Below are 18175 nucleotides of genomic sequence, written 5' to 3'. Positions count from 1 at the left end.
GGATGAAACTACTGTACGCTCAGCGCGACAAATCGCAGCTCGCCTTCGGCATTCGAGACCAGCAGCAGCACCGACTTCTTGCCATCCTTCTTGAGCTGGTCGACCCGCTTCTGGATGTCAGCGCCGCTCGACACCGCCTCCTGGGCGACTTCGACGATGACGTCGCCGGCGGAGAGCCGCTTCTCGGCGGCGTCGGAATTGGCCTCGACATTGGTGACGACCACGCCCTTGACGCTCTCCTTGATCTTGTAGCGCGTGCGCAGATCCTTGCTCAGCACTGCCAGATCGAGGCCGAGCGCCTTCTGCGTCACCGGCTTCTCCGGCGCCGGCTCGTCGGTCTTCAGCGTGGCCTGCACCTTGTCGGGATCCTGGAGACGGCCGAGCGTGACCTTCTTGATCTGCTCCTGGCCCTTTCGGATGACGACGACGTCGACCTCCTTGCCGACCGCCGTGTCGGCGACGACGCGGGACAGGTCCTTCGGATCCTTGACGTCCTTGCCGTCGAACTTGACGACGACGTCGCCCGGCTCGATGCCGGCCGGCTTGGCCGGCCCCTTGTCATCGACGCCCGCAACCAGCGCACCGCGCGGCGGCTTGATGTTGAGGCTTTCGGCGATCTCGTCGGTGACGCTCTGGATGCGCACGCCGAGCCAGCCGCGGCGCAGCTCGCCGAACTGACGGAGCTGGTCGACGACGCCCACCACCGTTTTCGACGGCACGGCGAAGCCGATGCCGATCGAGCCGCCCGAGGGCGAGATGATCAGCGTGTTGACGCCGATGACGTCGCCGTCGAGGTTGAACAGCGGACCGCCGGAATTGCCCCGATTGATGGAGGCGTCGGTCTGGATGTAGCTGTCGTAGGGCCCCGAGGAGATGTCGCGGTTCTTGGCCGAGACGATGCCGGCCGTCACCGTGCCTCCCAGGCTGAACGGGTTGCCGATCGCGACCACCCAGTCCCCGAGGCGCAGCTTGTCGCTGTCGCCGAACTTCACCGCGACCAGCGGCTTCGTCGGCTTGATCTTGAGCACGGCGAGATCGGTCTTCTTGTCGACGCCAACCAGCTCGGCCTTGATCTTGGTGCCGTCGTTGAGGATGACGTGGATCTCGTCGGCATCTGCAATGACGTGGTTGTTGGTGACGACGACGCCCGCCGTGTCGATGATGAAACCGCTTCCGAGCGAATTGGTCTTGCGCGGCGCCGGGCTATTTTCACCGCCCTTGCTGCCGCCGGGGCCCTTCCGGTTCTTGAAGAAGTCGTCGAAGAACTCCTCGAAGGGCGAGCCGGGCGGCAGTTGCGGCATGGTATTGCCGACCCCGCCCTTGGCTTCGACGGTCTGCGAGGTCGAGATGTTGACGACCGCGTCGATGACCTTCTCGGCAACGTCGGCGATGCCATCCGGTCCGCGCGCCTGTGCCGGCGTGCCGAACACACTGAATGCACTGACGGCGAGCGCGGCCAGCCCTAAACGCAAGCGGGTCGGGGCAATGGTGGCAGCGGGCATTGGTATCTCCAGAGAAAGGGATTCGGCGTCCAGACTGCGCTCGAACGGGGGGACGGCGCAAGCACGGAGGTCAACGGGCCTCATGACCCCGATAATACGGCGAAATCCGGTCTTTTGCCTTCACTTTGGCGTTGGTGCGAGGCCTAAACCGGGCGTCGCATAACCCAGATCAGGATCAGGCCGACGACAGCGGAGCCGATCCCGACCACCCGCAGGATATTGTCCGGCGTGGCGATGGCGCTCTTCATGGCCTTGCGCATCCAGTTCGGACTGGCCGCGAACATCAAGCCTTCCAGTACGAACAGGATGCCCAGGCCGATGAGGAAGTCGGCGAACGCAATGGACCTCATCGGCTTGGAACCTCCCGGTGTGCTGTTCTTGTCGGGACGAAGGGCGGCAGACCTGCCGCCCTCGTCTGGCTTACGGTTTCGCCGGCGTCTCGGTTGCCGTCTTGCCGGACGGGTTGCCGAAAAACCGGAAGAAATCCGAGTCCGGCCGCAGCAGGAAGCGGGTGTCGCTCGCCTTCAGCCCGTTCTCGTACGCCGTCATCGAGCGGTAGAAAGCGAAGAAGTCGGCATCCCTGCCGTAGGCTTCGGCGAACAGGCGGTTGCGCTCGGCATCGCCGATACCGCGCGTCTGTTCGGCCTGCGACCTTGCTTCCGCTTCGATCACGGTTGCCTCGCGGTCGGCCTTGGAGCGGATCTCCTGGGCCTTCTGGCCGCCCTGCGCGCGGAACTCGGCGGCTTCGCGCTCGCGCTCGGTCTTCATGCGCTGGTAGACCGCCTGGCTGTTCTGCTCCGGCAGGTCGGCGCGCCGGATCCGGACGTCGACGACCTGGATGCCGTAGCCGTCGGCCTCGCGATCGAGCTGCTCGCGGATGCGCTGCATCAGCTTCTCACGGTCGTCGCGCACCACATTGATGAAGGTAACCTCGCCGAGCACGCGGCGCAGCGCCGCGTTCAGGAGCGTGGTGAGCTGGATGTTCGCAGCCTGGATCGAGCCGATGCTCTGATAGAAGCGCAGCGCGTCCTTGATGCGATAGCGTGCGAAGGCATCGACCACGAGCCGCTTCTGGTCGGACGCGATCGCTTCCTGCGACGGGTTCTCGAGGTCGAGAATCCGCTTGTCGATGTTGATCACCGAATTCCACGGCGCCTTGAAGTGCAGGCCTGGATCGGTGACGACGTCGACGGGCCGGCCGAATTGCAGCACGATGGTCTGCTCGGTCTGCTGGACCGTGAACAGCGACATGTAGCCGACGACCACGACGAGCAGGAGGCCGAGCAGCGTGACGATACCTGTGACCGGGGATCTCATCGGTTGCCTCCGCTCGACTGCTGACCGGCGGCGGCCGGGCGCTTGGTCGTCAATTCCGGAAGCGGCAGATAGGGCACGACACCCTGGCCGGAGCGGCCGGCGTCATAGACGAGCTTTTCGGCGCCGCCGAGCACGCGCTCCATCGTCTCCAGATAGATCCGTTCACGAGTCACGTCGGGCGCCTTCTTATATTCCTCGTACACCTTCAGGAAGCGCGAGCTCTGGCCCTTGGCCTCGGCGACCGTCTGCTCCTTGTAGCCTTCGGCGGCCTGCAGAATCTGCGCCGCACGTCCGCGGGCCTGCGGCACGACCTGGTTGGCGTAGGTCTGCGCCTCGTTTTGCAGCTGCTCGAGATTGGCGCGCGCCGCCTGGACGTCGCGGAAGGCGTCGATCACCTGGGCCGGCGGGTCGACCTTCTGCATCTGTACCTGACTGATCTGAATGCCGGCGCCGTAGCTGTCCAGGGTCCTCTGGATCAGTTCCTGCACGCCCTGCTCGGTCACGTTGCGCGCGCCGGTCAGGATCGGCTGGATCTGCGACCGGCCGATCACCTCGCGCATCGCGCTCTCGGCGACCGCCTTCACGGTGCCTTCAGGGTTCTGGATGTTAAAGAGGAAATTGCCGACGCCGTCCGGCTTGATGCGCCAGAGCACGGTGAAATCGACGTCGACGATGTTCTCGTCGCCGGTCAGCATCAGGCTCTCTTCCGGCACGTCACGAATGGAGCGGCCGCGTCGCGCCGGATCGTCGATCACCGTCATGCCGATGGAGATGGTGGAGACGCGCAGCGCCTTGGGCAGCAGCACCGTCTCGATCGGATAGGGCAGATGATAGTTCAGGCCGGGCTGCACGGTGCGAACATGCTTGCCGAAGCGCAGCACGACACCGAGCTCTTCGGACTGCACGCGGAAGAAGCCCGACAGCAGCCAGAACGCGACGATCAGCAGCACGATCAGCGTGATGCCGATGCCGGAGAAATAGCCGCCCGGCATGATCTGCTGCAGGCGGTCCTGGCCGCGCCGCAGAAGGTCTTCCAGATCCGGCGGCCTCGGCCCGACCGGTTGCGGGCCTGAGCCCCATGGTCCCTTTGGACCCGAGCCCCATGGGCCACCGCCCTGATTCTTCCACGGCATTCGACGCTCTCCTCGGCAGGGTGGATTGTCCCCGCCCGCTTTGTCCGGTCCGGCTTTATAGGGGACAGGCAAGTCCCTTACAACGTAACCCCCGCCGCCTTTCGAGCTAAGCTCGGGGGCAGAAAAGTCAATGTTAACATTGGCAAATGCGGTTAATGGCGGGGCCGCCGACGATATGTCACATAGGAGAAATCGGCGCTGTCGTCGCCTCCGCCAGGATGGCGGACACGCGCGACCTCGTCCCACTTCGCCCTGTCGATGTCGAAATGCGTATCGCCTTCGGGGCGCGCGTGGACTTCGGTGATTTCGAGGCGATCGGCGCGATCGAGCCATTGCCGAAAGATTTCGGCACCGCCGATCACCGCGATTTCAGTGACCGAACGCCGCAGGGCATCGCCGCGCGCAACCGCGTCCGCATCCGCCGCCGATGTCGTGACGATGGCGCCTGCGGCGCGATAGTCCACGTCGCGCGTGATCACGATATTGGTGCGGCCCGGCAGGGGACGGCGGGGCAGCGATTCGAAGGTCTTGCGGCCCATGATCACGGGCTTGCCGATCGTGAGGGCCTTGAAGCGCGCCATGTCGGATTTCAATCGCCACGGCATCGCGTTGCCCGCGCCGATCACGCCGTTCTCCGCGATCGCGACGACGAAGACGATTTCCATCAGGATGTGCTCCCGGCAAGCTGCGTCAGCGCCGGCCCGGACAGGCGGCACAGCGTCCAATCGTCCATCATGACGGCGCCGAGCGATTTGTAGAACGCGATCGACGGCGCGTTCCAGTCGAGCACCGCCCATTGCAGGCGCGCCCAGCCGTTGTCGACGCACTCCCTCGCGAGATGGACAAGCAACGCCTTGCCGAGACCCCTGCCCCGGTGCGACGGCCGCACGTAGAGATCCTCGAGGTAGATGCCGCGGCGGCCGCTGAAGGTGGAGAAATTCGTGAACCACACCGCGAAGCCGACGGCGTCACCGTTCCACTCGGCGATCGCGCAATGGAGTTGCGGCCTGTCGCCGAACAGCGCGTCGGCGATGTCGGCCTCGGTCGCCTCGACCTCGTGTGAGAGTTTTTCGTATTCGGCAAGCTCGCGGATGAAGGAGAGAACGAGCCTGGCTTCGCCCGGGCGCGCGCGGCGGATGTTGAGCGACATGGTTGCTAGACCGCAACTTCCGCCTTGATGTGCGGATGCGGGTCGTAGCCGACGAGCTCGAAATCCTCGAAGCGGAAGGAGAAGATGTCCTTCACGTCAGGATTGATCCGCATCACCGGCAGCGGACGCGGCGCGCGGGTGAGCTGGAGCTTTGCCTGCTCCAGATGGTTGGAATAGAGATGGGTGTCGCCGAACGAATGCACCAAGTCGCCGGGCTTCAGGCCGGTGACCTGCGCAACCATCATCGTCAGCAATGCGTAGGAGGCGATGTTGAAGGGCACGCCGAGGAAGACGTCGGCCGAGCGCTGATAGAGCTGGCAGGACAGCTTGCCGCCTGCGACGTAGAACTGGAACAGGCAATGGCACGGCGGCAGCGCCATCTTGTCCACCTCGGCGGGATTCCACGCCGAGACGATCAGGCGGCGCGAGTCCGGGTTGCGCTTGATCATGTCGACCACGTTCGCGATCTGGTCGATGCTGCGGCCGTCAGGCGCCGGCCAGGAGCGCCACTGATGGCCGTAGACCGGGCCGAGATCGCCATTGGCGTCCGCCCATTCGTCCCAGATGGTGACGCCGTTGTCCCGCAGATATTTGATGTTGGTGTCGCCCTTCAGGAACCACAACAGCTCGTGCACGATCGCCTTCAGCGGCAGCCGCTTGGTGGTCAGCATCGGGAAGCCGGCGGACAGATTGAAGCGCATCTGATGGCCGAACACCGACAGCGTTCCGGTGCCGGTCCGGTCGGTCTTCTCGGCGCCGTCTGAAAGAATCCGCTCGAGCAGGTCCTGATACTGGTGCATGTGCGACTGAGCCTTTGGGAAGGCGGCGAACTTAACGGCCGCCCCCGCGCTGCAACAGCGGCGATTCGCTGTTCGCACCGATTATACCCGGAAAATTGAGTGTTTCCGGAGCAAACGACAAGGGGCGGAAATCGGCGTTCCGCCCCTCGCCTATCAGCTTGATCTCGCTGGGCTAAGTCGCCGGCTTGAGCACCGGGCTCCACTTTGCGATCTCGCTCTTGACGAGCGCCGCCAGCGCTTCCGGCGTGCGATCCTTGGCGGCCGGAATGACGCTGCCGAGGTCGAGCAGACGCTTCTTCACGGTCTCGTCGTCGAGCGCCTTGATGGCCGCGGCGTTCAGGCTTGCGATGATCGCGGGCGAGGTTCCCTTCGGGGCGAATATCGCGTTCCAGGCCTGGGCCTGGAATTTTGGCAGGCCGGCTTCCGCCGTCGTCGGGACGTTCGGCAGGGACGGGTTACGCTCGGCCGTGGCGATCGCATAGGCCTTGATGGTGCCGGCATTGATCTGCGGAACGGCGTTGACGATCTGGTCGCACATGTAGTCGACCTGTCCAGCCACCAATGCATTCATCGCGGGGCCGGTGCCGTTGAAAGGCACGCCGACCGGCTTGATGTCGAGGATGGAATGGAGGAGCTCGCACGAGACGTGCGAAACCGAACCGACGCCGGCATGCGCGGCGTTCACCTTCTCGACGTTCGCCTTCACATAGGTGACGAATTCGTTGAGATCCTTCGGCGGAAAGTCCTTCCGCGCGAGGATCAGGATCGGAGTACCCGCGAGCAGCGCGATCGGCTCGAAGTCCTTCTCGGGATGATAGGCAAGCTTCGGATAGAGCGGCACCGAGGCGGCATGCGTTCCCATATGCCCGGTGATGAGCGTATAGCCGTCATTTGCCGCACGCGCGGCGCGCGTGGTGGCGGTGGTGCCGCCGGCGCCAACCACATTCTCGATGATGATGCTCTGTCCGAGTGTCTGCGCCATGTGCCCGGTGACAATGCGCGAGATCACGTCCGTCGGGCCGCCGGCCGCGAACGGCACGATCATGGTAATGCTGCGCGTCGGATAGGTCTGCGCCTCAGCCGTTGCGATGAAGCTGCCGAGCGCTGTGAGCGCTGCGGCACATGCGCCCGTAAGCGCGCGAATGAACGTCATGACGTTTCCCCTTTGGACATAATTAAAATGCCGGCCCAAAGGCCGGCATTTCCATTTCACGAAGCCGTAACACAAGTCGATTCGACTTCCGAATGCGGCGCGCCGACGCAGGACCTCAGTTCTCGGACTCGGTGAACACCTCGTCGCGCTTGGCGCGCAACGCCGGTAACACCGTAAGGACGAGCAGACCCGCCGCGACCGCCAGCAGCACCGCCGACAGCGGACGCGTCAGGAAGACGCTCCAGTCGCCGCGCGAGATCAGCAGCGCACGGCGCAGGTTCTCTTCCATCAACGGTCCGAGCACCATGCCGAGCAGCAGCGGCGCCGGTTCGAAATCGTGCTTGATCAGCCAGTAGCCGACGAGACCAAACACGCCGGCGAGGATCACGTCGACCGGTGCGTTGTTCACCGAGTAGATGCCGATCGCGCAGAAGATCACGATCGAGGGGAACATCAGCCGGTAGGGGACGCGGAGCAGACGGACCCAGATGCCGACGAGCGGCAGGTTGATGATGATCAGCATCAGATTGCCGATCCACATCGAGGCGATCATGCCCCAGACGAGGTCGGGTTGCTTCTGCATCACCTGCGGGCCCGGCACGATGCCGTGGATGGTCATCGCGCCCACCATCAGCGCCATCACGGCGTTCGGCGGGATGCCGAGCGTCAGCAGCGGGATGAACGAGGTCTGCGCCGCAGCGTTGTTGGCGCTTTCCGGCCCCGCCACGCCCTCGATCGCGCCGCGACCGAACCGCGACGGGTCCTTGGCGAGCTTCTTCTCGAGCGTATAGGCGCCGAACGATGCGATGGTCGCGCCGCCGCCGGGCAGGATGCCGAGGATCGAGCCGAGCACGGTGCCGCGCAGGATCGCGGGCGTCGAGTCGATCAGATCCTTCCTGGTCGGCATCAGGCCGGTGATCTTCTGCTGCACGAGATCGCGGCTCATTTCGGCGCCGGCGTCGAGATTGCGGATGATCTCCGCAAAGCCGAAAACGCCCATCGCCACCGTCGCAAAGCCGAGGCCGTCGGCGAGCTCCGGAATGTTGAAGGCCATGCGTGAGGCGCCGGTCTCGATGTCCGAGCCGACCATGGAGAGCAAAAGGCCGAACACGATCATCGCGATCGCCTTCAGCACGGAGCCCTTGGCCAGCACCACCGCGAAGATCAGGCCGAGCACCATGAGCGAGAAATATTCGGCCGGGCCGAACGCCAGCGCGAGTTTTGTGAGCGGCGCACCGAGGACGGCAATCAGGACGGTCGCGACGCAGCCGGCGAAGAACGAGCCGATCGCGGCGATCGCCAGCGCCGGGCCGGCGCGGCCTTGTCTCGCCATCTGGTGGCCGTCGATGGCGGTGACGACCGACGTCGCCTCGCCTGGTATGTTGACCAGAATCGAAGTGGTCGAGCCGCCATATTGCGCGCCGTAATAGATGCCGGCGAGCATGATCAGGGCGCCGACCGGCGGCAGTCCGAAGGTGATCGGCAGCAGCATCGCCACCGTTGCGATGGTGCCGATGCCCGGGAGCACGCCGACCAGCGTCCCGACCAGGGCGCCGATCAGACACATCAGGAGGTTGATCGGAGAGAACGCGACGGCGAAGCCGTGAGCGAGGTTGGCAAAGATATCCATCACACCCTCACTGGATCATAAAACGCGGATACATCGGCATCGGCAGCCCAAGCACATATGGAAACAGGATTGCGCAACCGATCGTCAGGCAAGCGCCCACGATCACCGCCTCCACCCAGCGCGTCTCCTGCGATCCCGTCGCGGCGATCATGAAGCTCGCGAAGGCCGTGACCACGAGGCCGAGCGGCCGGATCGCCAGCGCGAAAAACAGAATCGCCGCCACCACGAACAATGGCCCCCGCCATGAATAATGGGCCATTGCCGGCCCATCGGTCAGAAGACCGGTCAAGGCGATGCCGGCGGACAAGGCGACCAGCAGGCCGCCGAACATTCGCGGCGCGGTGCCCGCGCCGAAGGAGAAGCCCCGCATGCCCTGCAAGTCGCTCCCTGCCCACAGCGCGAACAGGGCGACCGCCATCAGGACGACGCCGCCGACATAATCTTGGGCCGACCTGATGCTCATGAACAGCGTGAGGATTGCGACCACGAACAGCGGATAGGAATAGATCAGCGCCAGCAGGACCTCTGACGACATCTTCTTGGTGCCGCCGCCAAGCGATCCGAACATCGCGCTGGGCGCGCCTGCGATCAGCGCCGCCGCGTGGCTGGTGACGACCGTCGCGGGGCCGCGGCCGGTCCCCCAGCCGAAGATCGTCCCGATCGACCAGATCAATTCGAAGATCTGCGGCGCAATCGCCAGCAGACAAAAGCCGAGCGCCAACCGCGTGTTTCGGGTGGTCGTCGCTGAGTGGCCCATCGTGTCGGCCATGCATGTCTCCTCCGCGACCCGTAAGTCACGAGCACTGTTGTTCTAAATCAGTTGGAACTGGATCCCCCGCCCCGACCATTGCCTAGCGATTTTCGTTACACAATGCCAGCAAAACCCAACAAGCCCCCGGCGAGCAAAAGCCAAAGAGGATTGATGCGCGAGACGGATGCGATCACCGCAACCATTGCGGTCAGAAGCACCGCAACAATTGTGCGATCGGTCGACTGGGCCAGGATCAGAGCGCTCGCCGCCATCAATCCGATCGAGAGCGGAACCAGCGCAGCTTGAATCAATCCGGGCCAGCGCGATTGGCTGGGCCGATTCAGAAGCCGGCTGACATAATAAGCAAGCAGGGCCGTCGGCAGGCACATCGCCAGCGTCGCCGCCAGCGCCCCGGGGATCCCGGCGACGGCATAGCCGATTAAGGTCACGATAAGAACGTTCGGACCTGGCGAGAGCTGCGCGATCGCATAGGCATCAGCGAACTGCTTGTCGGTCATCCAGTGATGCACCTCGACCGCAATGCGGTGCATCTCCGGCACCGCCGCCGCGGCGCCGCCGACCGCGAACAGCGACATCAGACCGAAGGTGGAGATCAGCACCCAGATCGGGTTCTCGGCGTTCATGCTGCTACTTTCCGCCGCAGGAAATAGGTGGCGCCGATACTCACGGGGATCGCGACCAGCAGCACTGCCTGGAGCGGCAGGCGGAGCAGGCCGATGGCGGCGAACACACCGAGCATCAGGGTGAGCGCGACGGCGTCCATCCGCTTCAACAGCGGGGTCATCATGCGGAAGACCACCGCGATCAACAGGCCCACCGCCGCACAGGAGATGCCGGCGAGGCTGCGGCGCAGCAGCTCCAATTCGCCGAACTGAGCGTAGATGATCGCGAGCCCGGTCATGATGAATGTCGGCGGCAGCAGCAGGCCGGCAAAGGCGGCCACTCCCCCGGCGATCCCCCGCAGTCGGGCGCCGAACACCATCGACAGATTGACGATGTTGGGCCCGGGCAGGAAATGGCAGAGCGCGAAGGTCTCGTTGAACTCGTCGGCGGTCATCCAGCGATGCTGCTCGACGATGGCCCGCCGGGCAAACACCAGCACGCCGCCGAAACCGGCCAGCGACATCCGGGCGAACGCCAGGAAAAGTGCGACCAGACCTGGCGGCGCGGCAGCGAGGTCCGGCTTCTGGTCCGATTCCTGGACAGCCGGTACTGAATCCGGGGACATGTCAGGAGCTTAGAACAGGGGTCGCGCCACGGCCAAGCGTGTCCGGAACCTATCCAAAGGGAACCGGACGCAATCCACGCCAAACCCCTGTCTTTCAAAACGTTTGCCCCCTATATTGGGGGTGCCGGTTCGCCGGCTATGGAAATAAACGGTCGTCGCAATAAACCATTCGGACCCGGGGGCGGTACCCGGCGCCTCCACCAAAGCCCACGCGGGGCATACCCTAGAAGCGGGTTTTGGCGGGGGCGAAATAGGATCGACGAGGGCGTAAAGGGCGAACTTTTTCCCGGTATTGTTCCGCCGTTATCGGGCTACTGCAATAGTTGCCAACGACAACTTTGCTCCGGTTGCTCAGGCTGCGTAACGCAGTTTGAAAGACCGACTTAAAGTCCTAACGGGTTAAGCTCCGTTAGGCGGGGTTCGGAGGCACCTGGCAACAGAAGCCTCCACTTTAATCTCGATTTCTTCCCCGGCGGGGACTCCTGCTGACCCGTCAGGCGCGGTACTATTGCGGCTTGGCGAGTCGGGCCGGCACGGTCCGGCTTCGGGGATGCAACAGGACCACCATGGCGACCGATCATATCCGATACGATGTGCTGGCCCGCGACGCGCTGCGCGGCGTGCTCCGGAAGGTTTTGACCGACGCCGCGGCCCATGGCCTGCCGGGCGAGCACCATTTCTTCATCACCTTCGTGTCGAAGGCCGAGGGCGTGAAGCTGTCGTCGCGGCTGCTCGCGCAATATCCGGAAGAAATGACGATCATCCTGCAGCACCAGTTCTGGGATCTGACCGTGCTCGAGGACCGCTTCGAGGTCGGCCTGTCCTTCGGCGGCATTCCTGAGCGACTGATCGTGCCGTTCAGCGCCATCAAGAGCTTCCTCGATCCGTCCGTGAAGTTCGGCCTGCAGTTCGACACGTCCGATGTCGCCGAGGTCGCGCCCGAGACGCTGCCGGCAGCTCCCGCGCCGTCGGCCGTCGCGGTGCAGACGCCTTCCCCTGAAACGGCGGAAGGCACGGAGGAGCCGGCGGCCCCGAACCAGGGCGGCGCCGAGGTCGTTCGGCTCGATCGTTTCCGCAAGAAATGATCTAGGTTGGCCGTGAAGCCGTCGCACCCGGCCAGACTGTCTATATAGAAGAGCACATGAAGAGGCCGCGCGGCATCTCGCGCGGCGGAATGGATGTGCTCATGGCCAAAGTTTCCCGCTCGAAGACCGCCCGCCCCGCGACCCGCATCGAGACCGACAGCTTCGGTCCCATCGAAGTCACCGCTGACCGCTATTGGGGCGCGCAGACTGAACGTTCGCGCCAGAACTTCCGGATCGGCACGGATCGCATGCCGATCGCGCTCGTACACGCGCTCGGTATCGTCAAGCTCGCCGCAGCGCAGTCCAACCTCGAGCTCGGCCTGCTCGACCGGCGCCGGGCGGACGCCATCATCCGCGCCGCGCGCGAGGTGATCGACGGCAGACTGGACGATCATTTCCCGCTCGTCGTATGGCAGACCGGCTCCGGCACGCAGACCAACATGAACCTCAACGAGGTGATCGCCAACCGCGCCAACGAGCTCTTGGGCGGCGAACTCGGCGCCAAGAAGCCGGTGCATCCCAACGACCACGTCAACATGAGCCAGTCGTCGAACGATTCTTTCCCGACCGCGATGCACATCGCGGCCGCAAGCCGCATCAATGCCGATCTCATCCCTGCGCTCGGTGAGCTGCTGCGCGCGCTGCGCAAGAAGGAGAAGGAGTTCTCGAAGATCGTGAAGATCGGCCGCACCCACACGCAAGACGCGACGCCGCTGACGCTCGGCCAGGAATTCTCCGGTTATGCCGCGCAGGTCGAGAGCGGCATTGCCCGGCTCAAGGTCGCGGTGAAGGATCTTCATCCGCTGGCGCAGGGCGGCACCGCCGTCGGCACCGGCCTCAACTCGAAGCCGCGCTTTGCGAAACTGTTCGCAAAGCATGTCGCCGGCATCACGAAACTGCCCTTCACCAGCGCCGCCAACAAATTCGAGGCACTGGCCTCGAACGATGCCTATGTGCTGGTGCATGGCGCCATCAATTCGGTGGCGACGGGCCTGTTCAAGATCGCCAACGACATCCGCCTGTTGGGATCGGGCCCACGCTCCGGCCTCGGCGAGCTGATCCTGCCGGAGAACGAGCCGGGCTCCTCGATCATGCCGGGCAAGGTCAACCCGACGCAGTGCGAGGCGATGACCATGGTGTGTTGCCAGGTGTTCGGCAATCACACCGCGATCACGGTCGCCGGCAGCCAGGGCCATTTCGAGCTCAACGTCTACAAGCCCGTGCTCGCCTACAACATGCTGCACTCGATCCGCCTGATGGCGGATGCCGCGCGATCCTTCACCGAGCATTGCGTCAGCGGCATCCGCGCCGACGAGAAGCGGATAAGCGAGCTGATGCAGCGCTCGCTGATGCTGGTGACGGCGCTCGCCCCGAAGATCGGTTACGACAACGCCGCCAAGGTGGCCAAGACGGCGCATGCCAACGGCACCACGCTGAAGGAGGAGGCGCTGCGGCTCGGCTTCGTCTCGGCGGATGAATTCGACCGCCTGGTGCGCCCGGAGAAGATGACCAGCCCGGGATAAATTCCGAATTCCGATAGGCATCCGTAATGATACGGACGCTCGGCGCCCAGAAATATGCAGTTTTGGGGGCGGGATTTGATTACCGTCAATGTTCCGGCGGGACGGCGTGCTACGCAGCCTTTCCGCCCCCCTCGACAGGGCGAAATTCATCGTTTGATGGCCCGAGGGGCCGATTGACGAGGACGAGCGAATGGCGATCAAGTCTTGTGGGGCGCAAAGCGGCACCCTGTTTCTGAATGTTTCATCCAGCCTGAAGAGGATCGGATGATGGAGACGCGGCATGGGGAACGTCATCAACCTGAATCGCTTCCGGAAGCGCGCCGAGCGGGAAGCGTCGGCGAAACAGGCGGACGCCAACCGGACGAAGTTCGGTCGCACGAAGGCGGAACGGTCGGCGGAGGAGACGCGCGCGGACAAGGCGAAGGCGCACCTGGATCAGCATCAGATCGATCGCGAGGAGCAGCCATGAAGTCGCCGGTCGTGAAACGGTCGATCGTCGTCGCCGGGCACAAGACCAGCGTCAGCCTCGAAGAGGCGTTCTGGAACGGCATGAAGGAGATCTCGGGCCTGCGCAACATGACGTTGTCCGAGCTGGTCGGCGAGATCGACAACAATCGCCAGCAGGGCAACCTGTCGTCGGCGATCCGCCTGTTCGTCCTGGACTACTTCAAGAGCCGGGCCATGGCCGCCCAGCCGGACAAGATCCCGGCCCAGTAGCCGCCGGGCCGCTTTCCCCGGCGCCCGGCGATCTGCACTTTAAAATCACTCTAAGGTGCAGTTTCGGCCGACCCCGCCGCTTGACCTCAATGCCCTGCGTTGAAATTACAGGGCATGACCGACACCAATGACACGCGCCCGCACATGCCGCTGGGTCTGGCCCAGCGCGGCTACACCGGCGTCATCCAGCATCTTTCGGCTCGCGAGGCCGGCTCCGCGCTCTCGGACATCGAGCTCGAGAGTCGCCTGATCGAGCTCGGCTTCGTCGAGGGCGCACGGGTCGAGGTCCTGCACGAAGGGCTGGTCGGGCGCGACCCCATCGCCGTGCGGGTCGACAGCATCACGATCGCGGTCCGCCGCCGCGAAGCCATGGCCATCATCGTCGCTTAGATAGCGGCCGGACCTCTGATCCCGGACCAGTGATTCCATGGAATTACCCCTGCTGCATCTCGCCCTGGTGGGCACGCCGAACAGCGGCAAGACCTCGCTGTTCAACGCACTGACAGGCAGCCGGCAGAAGGTCGCCAACTATCCCGGCGTCACCGTCGAGCGCAAGGAAGGCTTCTTCGTCACGCCCCTGGGACGCCAGGTCTCGGTGGTCGACCTGCCCGGCACCTATTCGCTGCGCGGCCGCAGCCCGGACGAGGAGATTACCCGTGACTTCGTGCTCGGCAAGGCATCCGGCGAGACGGTGCCCGATCTCGTGCTGTGCGTGGCCGATTCGACCAATCTGCGGCTGACGATCCGCCTGCTGCTCGAGCTCAAGCGCACCGGACGGCCGATGGTGCTCGTGCTCAACATGTTCGACATCGCCGCCCGCCGCGGCATCACCGTCGACGTCGAGCGGCTCGCCAAGGAGCTCGGCCTGCCCGTGGTCACCTCGATCGCGGTGCGCAAGGGCGGCACCACCGATCTCTTGAAACTGACCGACGATATCTCGGCGAAGCTCGCCGCCGAGGCGGAGGCGAACAGCTGGCGCGCGCTCAGCGTCTCCGAATTGCGCGCGACCCAGCGCGAGGCCGACCGCATCATCGCCGACTGCGTCAGCCTGCCTGCCAGACCCGACACCTGGACCGGGCGGATCGACCGGGTCGTCCTGCATCCCGTCGGCGGCCTCATCGTGCTGGCGCTGATCCTGTTCGTGATGTTCCAGGCGGTGTTCGCCTGGGCGCAGCCGCTGATGGACCTGCTCAACTCCGGCTTCGATGCGCTGGGCGAGCTCATCCAAGCCACCCTGCCCGCTGGCCTGCTGCAGAGCTTCCTTCAGAACGGCGTGATCTCGGGCGTCGGCAGCGTGATCGTGTTCTTGCCGCAGATCATCATCATCTTCCTGTTCATCCTGCTGCTGGAAGATTTCGGCTATATGGCGCGCGCCGCATTCCTGATGGATCGCATCATGGGCGGCGCGGGGCTGCACGGCCGCGCCTTCATTCCGCTGCTGTCGAGCTTTGCCTGCGCCATTCCCGGCATCATGGCGACGCGCGTCATCGACAACAAGCCCGACCGTCTGACGACGATCCTGATCGCGCCGCTGATGACCTGCTCGGCGCGCATTCCGGTCTACACGCTGATCATCTCCGCCTTCATCCCCGCGAAGGACGTCTGGGGCTTCATCAACCTGCAGGGCCTCGTGATGTTCGGCCTCTATGCGGCCGGCATCATCAGCGCGCTTGCCGTCTCGTTCCTCATCAAGTTCTTCATGCTGCGCGACTATGCTCCGGCGCCGTTCATGCTGGAGCTGCCGGACTACAAGATGCCGCGGCTGAAATCGATCGTGATCGGCATCTACACCCGCGCCAAGATGTTCCTGGTGCGCGCCGGCACCACGATCTTCTCGATGATGGTGCTGATCTGGTTTCTGGCCTCGTTCCCGCAGCCGCCGGCGGGCGCCACCGAGCCGGCCATCGACTTCAGCCTGGCTGCGATGATCGGCAAGGCGCTCGAGCCGCTGCTCGCCCCCGTCGGCTTCAATTGGCAGATTGCGGTGGCGCTAATCCCCGGCATGGCGGCGCGGGAGGTCGCGGTCGCCGCGCTCGGCACCGTCTACGCGATCGAAGGCGGCAAGGAAGCGGCCGAGCAGATCGGGCAGGTGCTGGCGACGAAATGGTCGCTCGCAACGGCGCTGTCGATGCTGGCCTGGTACATCTTCGCCCCGCAATGCGCCTCGACGCTAGCCGTGATCCGGCGCGAGACCGGAAGCTGGGCCTGGATGGCCGTGACCTTCACCTACATGCTGGTGCTGGCCTATGCCGCGAGCCTGCTGACCTACAACGTCGCGGTCGCGTTGGGGGCGGGCTAGGCCCCCTTCAAACAAAAACTGCGAAAACAACCCCATGCACCGTGGACGGGGGTTGTAAAATCAATGGCTTACGCGAGCACGAAAATCATCCGACCGCAGATGACGGACCGGTTGACCCGTCGGGCAAAACATCAGCACGCTGGCATGATCGACCTCAGCGGCATCCAACTGGCGACCAGTTGGTGACGCGTTTTGGTGACGACCTCGCAATCATGGATCACTTCAGTACCAAGCGGCTCACCGCAGAGCGGCTGAACGAAAGCCACCTCACCGACCTCGTCGCGTTGCATCTCGATGCCGAGGTCTCCCGCTATCTCGGTGGGGTGCGGACGCCCGAGGTCACGAAGACCTATCTCGCCACCAACATGGCCCATTGGGACCAGCACGGCTTCGGCCTCTGGGTGCTGCGAACGCAGGACGGAGCGTTCGTGGGACGCGCGGGCATCCGGCACATTCTCGTCGAGGACATCGACGAGATCGAGATCCTCTACGCGTACAAGCGCGAATTCTGGGGCCGGGGATTCGCAAGCGAGATCGCGGCCGCGATGACGGACATCGGGCTGTCGCATCACAAGCTGCCGTCCCTCATCGGCATCGTGAATGTCAGGAACGGTGCATCCCGCCGCGTGCTGGAAAGATCAGACTATCTCATCGAGCGGAACACGAACCGTCACGGCGAAGACGTCGTGATCTACCGCAAGTCGAGAGCCGTAAGTCCTCCTGCGCAGTGACAGTGGCAGCACGCCACCGCGCAGGAGGTTGAGCCGCCCAGCCCCTTAGTGCGGCCCAATGCACGCCGCGCTCATTCCCGTTCCAGACGGACCAAAGCTGCTTCTGCATGAACCACTTACCGCCCGCCGTGAGATGACAAAGCGCGTCTACATGTGTCAAATTCATCAAGGACAAAATTTGATGAGTCCTATGCATGCTCACCATCCGGCACATCGAGATCGTCAAGGCTCTCGCCCACCACCGTCATTTCGGACGCGCGGCCGAAGCACTCGGCATCACCCAATCGGCGCTGACGCGCGCGCTTCAGGCGCTTGAAGGCGAGCTCGGCGTGCGACTGTTCGACAGGGGAACGGGCGTGCCCGAGCCGACGATGTTCGGCCGCATCGTGCTGGAGCGAGGCGAGCCGGTGACGCGCAGCATGGACCTCCTGTCGCGCGAGATTCGTCTGGCCAGAGGGCTCGAAGTCGGCGAGATCACGGTGGTTGCCGGCACGTTTCCGTCCGAACTCTGGGTGCCGCAGGCACTCGGACGCCTCGCGATGGAATTTCCCAACCTCCGCTGTCGGCTCCGCTCAACTGAAGCCCGGTTCGCGGTCAAGGAGGTGCTGAACGGCAGCGCCGATATCGCGATCGGCGACCGGGTCGAGGTCCGCGACCTCGACGATCTCGCGTTCGAGAAACTGGCCACCGTCAAGGTCGCGCTGTACTGCCGGCGCGGCCATCCGCTGCTGCGGCACAAGGTGATCAAGCCCGAGGATCTGCTGGACTATCCCTTAACCGGTCCCCGTCCCTCGCATTATTCATCCGAGGCGACCAACGGCGCCAGCGATAATCGTGCATTCAGGGTGCCCAAGTCCGGCGGGTTCGTTCCACGGATCTGGGCCGAGAGCTTCGCCGCGATGCGCCAGGTGGCGATGGCGAGCGACGCGGTCGGCTGGGCGCCTATCCCGCTTCTGGAGCCTTACTGGCGCAGGCGCGAACTTGCCCATCTGGTGATGAAGCCCGCGCCGATCGACATCGAATTCGGCCTCATCACCCAGCGGCACCGCACGCCGGCTCCGGCGGTGACGACCTTCATCAGGATCCTTTCGGCAATCGCCGCGAACAAATCCGTCCCCCGCGATCTGGCCTGAGC

General features: G+C 64.3%; 20 protein-coding genes and 1 other RNA gene. 9 read left to right on the top strand and 12 right to left on the bottom strand.

Translation table 11 applies throughout. The features are described 5' to 3' along the window. Nucleotides 1-8 precede the first annotated feature (8 nt). The 12 genes from ACFDR6_RS18505 to ACFDR6_RS18450 form a co-directional block, all read right to left on the bottom strand. Entirely contained in the window at nucleotides 9-1502 is a 1494-nt protein-coding gene (locus ACFDR6_RS18505; protein ID WP_317242578.1) for a Do family serine endopeptidase, read from the bottom strand. A 143-nt stretch (nucleotides 1503-1645) separates the two neighbouring features. Continuing rightward, a complete protein-coding gene (locus ACFDR6_RS18500; RefSeq protein WP_212080690.1) occupies nucleotides 1646-1852 on the bottom strand; it encodes a DUF2065 domain-containing protein in 207 nt (68 codons plus the stop codon). 70 nt (nucleotides 1853-1922) lie between these two features. Next, nucleotides 1923-2819, bottom strand: coding sequence for a protease modulator HflC (gene hflC / locus ACFDR6_RS18495; protein WP_375859085.1), 897 nt, complete (start codon nucleotides 2817-2819; stop codon nucleotides 1923-1925). Beyond that, entirely contained in the window at nucleotides 2816-3952 is a 1137-nt protein-coding gene (gene hflK, locus ACFDR6_RS18490; protein WP_212080688.1) for an FtsH protease activity modulator HflK, read from the bottom strand. Before hflK ends, hflC begins: the two co-directional genes overlap by 4 nt. A 152-nt stretch (nucleotides 3953-4104) precedes the next feature. Further along, nucleotides 4105-4617, bottom strand: a complete 513-nt coding sequence (locus tag ACFDR6_RS18485; protein ID WP_317242577.1) for a dihydrofolate reductase — start codon at nucleotides 4615-4617, stop codon at nucleotides 4105-4107. Continuing rightward, the gene (locus ACFDR6_RS18480; RefSeq protein WP_375859084.1) at nucleotides 4617-5102 is read right to left on the bottom strand and encodes a GNAT family N-acetyltransferase; all 486 of its coding nucleotides are present in this window, start codon (nucleotides 5100-5102) and stop codon (nucleotides 4617-4619) included. The genes ACFDR6_RS18485 and ACFDR6_RS18480 overlap by 1 nt, the downstream gene beginning before the upstream one ends. Before the next feature lie 5 nt (nucleotides 5103-5107). Further along, nucleotides 5108-5902, bottom strand: coding sequence for a thymidylate synthase (locus ACFDR6_RS18475; protein ID WP_375859083.1), 795 nt, complete (start codon nucleotides 5900-5902; stop codon nucleotides 5108-5110). Nucleotides 5903-6074: 172 nt separating this feature from the next. Continuing rightward, nucleotides 6075-7055: a tripartite tricarboxylate transporter substrate binding protein BugD gene (locus tag ACFDR6_RS18470; protein ID WP_317242575.1), complete on the bottom strand. Its 981-nt coding sequence runs from the start codon at nucleotides 7053-7055 to the stop codon at nucleotides 6075-6077. A 115-nt stretch (nucleotides 7056-7170) separates the two neighbouring features. Then, a complete protein-coding gene (locus ACFDR6_RS18465) occupies nucleotides 7171-8685 on the bottom strand; it encodes a tripartite tricarboxylate transporter permease (protein WP_375859082.1) in 1515 nt (504 codons plus the stop codon). Nucleotides 8686-8692: 7 nt separating this feature from the next. After that, complete coding sequence (locus ACFDR6_RS18460) at nucleotides 8693-9454, bottom strand: tripartite tricarboxylate transporter TctB family protein (RefSeq protein ID WP_212080682.1); 762 nt, start codon at nucleotides 9452-9454, stop codon at nucleotides 8693-8695. Nucleotides 9455-9549: 95 nt separating this feature from the next. Next, complete coding sequence (locus ACFDR6_RS18455; RefSeq protein ID WP_317242573.1) at nucleotides 9550-10080, bottom strand: chromate transporter; 531 nt, start codon at nucleotides 10078-10080, stop codon at nucleotides 9550-9552. After that, nucleotides 10077-10685, bottom strand: coding sequence for a chromate transporter (locus ACFDR6_RS18450; protein ID WP_375859081.1), 609 nt, complete (start codon nucleotides 10683-10685; stop codon nucleotides 10077-10079). The genes ACFDR6_RS18455 and ACFDR6_RS18450 overlap by 4 nt, the downstream gene beginning before the upstream one ends. Before the next feature lie 84 nt (nucleotides 10686-10769). Here ACFDR6_RS18450 and ssrA point away from each other — a divergent pair. The 9 genes from ssrA (at nucleotide 10770) to ACFDR6_RS18405 (ending at nucleotide 18173) form a co-directional block, all read left to right on the top strand. Continuing rightward, nucleotides 10770-11136, top strand: a transfer-messenger RNA (tmRNA) gene (gene ssrA, locus ACFDR6_RS18445). Nucleotides 11137-11251: 115 nt separating this feature from the next. Beyond that, nucleotides 11252-11770, top strand: a complete 519-nt coding sequence (locus ACFDR6_RS18440) for an SspB family protein (protein WP_212080679.1) — start codon at nucleotides 11252-11254, stop codon at nucleotides 11768-11770. Between the two features lie 89 nt (nucleotides 11771-11859). Next, a complete protein-coding gene (fumC, locus tag ACFDR6_RS18435) occupies nucleotides 11860-13293 on the top strand; it encodes a class II fumarate hydratase (protein WP_375859134.1) in 1434 nt (477 codons plus the stop codon). 280 nt (nucleotides 13294-13573) lie between these two features. Continuing rightward, a complete protein-coding gene (locus ACFDR6_RS18430) occupies nucleotides 13574-13762 on the top strand; it encodes a DUF4169 family protein (protein WP_018640859.1) in 189 nt (62 codons plus the stop codon). After that, the gene (locus ACFDR6_RS18425; RefSeq protein WP_212080678.1) at nucleotides 13759-14010 is read left to right on the top strand and encodes a ribbon-helix-helix domain-containing protein; all 252 of its coding nucleotides are present in this window, start codon (nucleotides 13759-13761) and stop codon (nucleotides 14008-14010) included. Before ACFDR6_RS18430 ends, ACFDR6_RS18425 begins: the two co-directional genes overlap by 4 nt. Nucleotides 14011-14124: 114 nt before the next feature. Then, nucleotides 14125-14400: a FeoA family protein gene (locus ACFDR6_RS18420; protein WP_018319701.1), complete on the top strand. Its 276-nt coding sequence runs from the start codon at nucleotides 14125-14127 to the stop codon at nucleotides 14398-14400. A 37-nt stretch (nucleotides 14401-14437) separates the two neighbouring features. Then, nucleotides 14438-16309 (top strand): ferrous iron transporter B, encoded by a 1872-nt coding sequence (feoB, locus tag ACFDR6_RS18415; RefSeq protein WP_375859080.1) that lies wholly within the window; start codon nucleotides 14438-14440, stop codon nucleotides 16307-16309. Between the two features lie 212 nt (nucleotides 16310-16521). Continuing rightward, on the top strand, nucleotides 16522-17040 hold the full coding sequence (locus ACFDR6_RS18410) for a GNAT family N-acetyltransferase (protein WP_317242570.1): 519 nt from the start codon (nucleotides 16522-16524) through the stop codon (nucleotides 17038-17040). A 194-nt stretch (nucleotides 17041-17234) separates the two neighbouring features. Further along, nucleotides 17235-18173 (top strand): LysR family transcriptional regulator, encoded by a 939-nt coding sequence (locus ACFDR6_RS18405; RefSeq protein ID WP_375859079.1) that lies wholly within the window; start codon nucleotides 17235-17237, stop codon nucleotides 18171-18173. Nucleotides 18174-18175 lie beyond the last annotated feature (2 nt).

The sequence above is a fragment of the Bradyrhizobium tunisiense genome, from assembly GCF_042263385.1.
GTDB classification, from domain to species: domain Bacteria; phylum Pseudomonadota; class Alphaproteobacteria; order Rhizobiales; family Xanthobacteraceae; genus Bradyrhizobium; species Bradyrhizobium tunisiense.
Note: the sequence above shows the minus strand (reverse complement) of the source record. Positions and strands in the feature narration are given on the sequence as shown.

What these genes read in the sequence shown, in the direction of transcription:
- ACFDR6_RS18505 (WP_317242578.1), bottom strand. Translation starts at nt 1,502, where the DNA reads ATGCCCGCTGCCACCATTGCCCCGACCCGCTTGCGTTTAGGGCTGGCC.
- ACFDR6_RS18500 (WP_212080690.1), bottom strand. Translation starts at nt 1,852, where the DNA reads ATGAGGTCCATTGCGTTCGCCGACTTCCTCATCGGCCTGGGCATCCTG.
- hflC (WP_375859085.1), bottom strand. Translation starts at nt 2,819, where the DNA reads ATGAGATCCCCGGTCACAGGTATCGTCACGCTGCTCGGCCTCCTGCTC.
- hflK (WP_212080688.1), bottom strand. Translation starts at nt 3,952, where the DNA reads ATGCCGTGGAAGAATCAGGGCGGTGGCCCATGGGGCTCGGGTCCAAAG.
- ACFDR6_RS18485 (WP_317242577.1), bottom strand. Translation starts at nt 4,617, where the DNA reads ATGGAAATCGTCTTCGTCGTCGCGATCGCGGAGAACGGCGTGATCGGC.
- ACFDR6_RS18480 (WP_375859084.1), bottom strand. Translation starts at nt 5,102, where the DNA reads ATGTCGCTCAACATCCGCCGCGCGCGCCCGGGCGAAGCCAGGCTCGTT.
- ACFDR6_RS18475 (WP_375859083.1), bottom strand. Translation starts at nt 5,902, where the DNA reads ATGCACCAGTATCAGGACCTGCTCGAGCGGATTCTTTCAGACGGCGCC.
- ACFDR6_RS18470 (WP_317242575.1), bottom strand. Translation starts at nt 7,055, where the DNA reads ATGACGTTCATTCGCGCGCTTACGGGCGCATGTGCCGCAGCGCTCACA.
- ACFDR6_RS18465 (WP_375859082.1), bottom strand. Translation starts at nt 8,685, where the DNA reads ATGGATATCTTTGCCAACCTCGCTCACGGCTTCGCCGTCGCGTTCTCT.
- ACFDR6_RS18460 (WP_212080682.1), bottom strand. Translation starts at nt 9,454, where the DNA reads ATGGCCGACACGATGGGCCACTCAGCGACGACCACCCGAAACACGCGG.
- ACFDR6_RS18455 (WP_317242573.1), bottom strand. Translation starts at nt 10,080, where the DNA reads ATGAACGCCGAGAACCCGATCTGGGTGCTGATCTCCACCTTCGGTCTG.
- ACFDR6_RS18450 (WP_375859081.1), bottom strand. Translation starts at nt 10,685, where the DNA reads ATGTCCCCGGATTCAGTACCGGCTGTCCAGGAATCGGACCAGAAGCCG.
- ACFDR6_RS18440 (WP_212080679.1), top strand. Translation starts at nt 11,252, where the DNA reads ATGGCGACCGATCATATCCGATACGATGTGCTGGCCCGCGACGCGCTG.
- fumC (WP_375859134.1), top strand. Translation starts at nt 11,860, where the DNA reads ATGGATGTGCTCATGGCCAAAGTTTCCCGCTCGAAGACCGCCCGCCCC.
- ACFDR6_RS18430 (WP_018640859.1), top strand. Translation starts at nt 13,574, where the DNA reads ATGGGGAACGTCATCAACCTGAATCGCTTCCGGAAGCGCGCCGAGCGG.
- ACFDR6_RS18425 (WP_212080678.1), top strand. Translation starts at nt 13,759, where the DNA reads ATGAAGTCGCCGGTCGTGAAACGGTCGATCGTCGTCGCCGGGCACAAG.
- ACFDR6_RS18420 (WP_018319701.1), top strand. Translation starts at nt 14,125, where the DNA reads ATGACCGACACCAATGACACGCGCCCGCACATGCCGCTGGGTCTGGCC.
- feoB (WP_375859080.1), top strand. Translation starts at nt 14,438, where the DNA reads ATGGAATTACCCCTGCTGCATCTCGCCCTGGTGGGCACGCCGAACAGC.
- ACFDR6_RS18410 (WP_317242570.1), top strand. Translation starts at nt 16,522, where the DNA reads ATGGATCACTTCAGTACCAAGCGGCTCACCGCAGAGCGGCTGAACGAA.
- ACFDR6_RS18405 (WP_375859079.1), top strand. Translation starts at nt 17,235, where the DNA reads ATGCTCACCATCCGGCACATCGAGATCGTCAAGGCTCTCGCCCACCAC.